This is a genomic window from Microcystis sp. M49636_WE2 (genome assembly GCF_030065375.1).
In the GTDB taxonomy this organism is placed as follows: domain Bacteria; phylum Cyanobacteriota; class Cyanobacteriia; order Cyanobacteriales; family Microcystaceae; genus Microcystis; species Microcystis aeruginosa_C.
In genome coordinates this window covers 1-1788 of record NZ_JASJFG010000478.1, presented here as the reverse complement: position 1 = coordinate 1788, position 1788 = coordinate 1, and the positions used below count along the sequence as shown (strand labels likewise).

The 1788-nt window shown below is 47.3% G+C and carries 1 protein-coding gene; it reads left to right on the top strand.

Annotation, left to right across the window (positions count from 1 at the left end):
- Positions 1 to 40: 40 nt before the first annotated feature.
- A partial coding sequence (gene argZ, locus PX484_RS11275) for a bifunctional arginine dihydrolase/ornithine cyclodeaminase (protein ID WP_288103865.1) occupies positions 41 to 1788 on the top strand: 1748 nt, incomplete at its 3' end.

The following is a 1788-nucleotide window of genomic DNA, read 5'->3' as shown; positions in this document are numbered from 1 at the left end:
TCTCCAGACTACTTATACTGAATATTCATTGTCAAAAAATATGACTGAAACTATTCGCTTTTTGATGTGTTCTCCCGATCATTACGATGTGGATTATGTGATTAATCCTTGGATGGAGGGCAACATTCACAAATCTTCCCAAGAAAAAGCTAGGCAACAATGGCAGCAGCTTTATCATGTTCTCAAAGATCGGGCGATCGTGGATTTAGTCACACCAGAAAAAGGCTGGCCCGACATGGTTTTTACCGCTAATGCAGGTTTAGTTCTGGAAAAAACTGTAGTTCTCAGTCGCTTTTTACACAAAGAAAGACAGGGAGAAGAACCCTATTTTAAACAGTGGTTTGAAGATAACGGTTTTACGGTTCACGAACTGCCAAAAGATTTACCCTTTGAAGGTGCAGGAGACGCACTATTAGATCGAGAAGGACGTTGGTTATGGGCAGGATATGGCTTCAGAACTGAGTTAGATTCCCACCCTTTAATCGCTAAATGGCTCGATATCGAGGTTTTATCCCTACGTTTAATCGATGAACGTTTCTATCACCTCGATACCTGTTTTTGTCCCCTTAGTGGCGGTTATCTACTCTACTATCCCGATGCTTTTGATGCCTATTCTAATCGGTTAATTGAGTTAAAAATTCCCGAAGAAAAACGCATTATCGTTGAAGAAGCGGATGCGGTTAACTTTGCTTGTAATGCAGTGAATATCGGTCAAGTAATCGTCATGAATAAAATTAGTGACGATTTACAATATAAGTTAGCGTCAAAAGGGTTTGAAGTGGTACAAACTCCCCTGACGGAGTTCTTAAAAGCAGGAGGAGCCGCCAAATGTTTAACCCTGCGTACCACGGAACCCTTAATTCCAGACCATCACGCTAATGTCACCATTGAAAGTCGCATTCTCCAGCTAGAAGGTCATCTGCTCGACGCGGGAATTATGAATAAAGCTCTCGATGTTGTGGTAGGAAATGGGGGCAGCTTCAAGGTTTTAAACTTCACCTTAGGGATTGAGCGCCAAAGTACCTCCTCGGCCGAAGTGCGGGTTTCTGCACCCTCTCACGAGGTAATGGAGGAGATCATGGTACAATTGATCGACCTCGGTGCGGCCGCTCGTCCTCAAGAAATCTGTGATGTCAATACCGCCATTGTCGCTCAAGATGGGGTCGCTCCCGATGATTTTTATGTCAGCACCATCTATCCCACGGAAGTGCGGGTTAACTGTGAATGGGTGCGGGTGGAAAATCAACGCATGGATGCAGCCATCGTCGTCACTGAAAGTCCAGAAGGCAAAACCGCGAAATGTACTCTGCTGCGGGATTTAAAAGCTGGCGATTGCGTTATGGTGGGAGTTGAGGGCATCCGTACTATCCGACAGGCGGAATCCAGGGAACAACGCAACAGCACCCAGGAATTTACCTTTATGGGTGCGGGGGTTTCCAGCGAGCGCCGAGTCGAGTTAACCGTGGAGCAGATTGCCTGGGAAATGCGCCAAATTCGCGACCAGGGCGGTAAAGTGGTAGTAACGGCAGGTCCGGTGGTCATTCACACTGGAGGAGCGCAACATCTCTCCCGTTTAATCCGCGATGGTTACGTTCACGCTTTACTGGGGGGAAATGCGATCGCAGTTCACGACATGGAACAGGCGATCATGGGTACTTCTTTAGGGGTAGATATGCAGAAAGGCATCCCCGTGCGCGGTGGCCATCGTCACCACCTCAAGATTATCAACCTCATCCGTCGCCACGGCAGCATCGCCAAAGCTGTATCGGCCGGGGTATTGACAAAAGG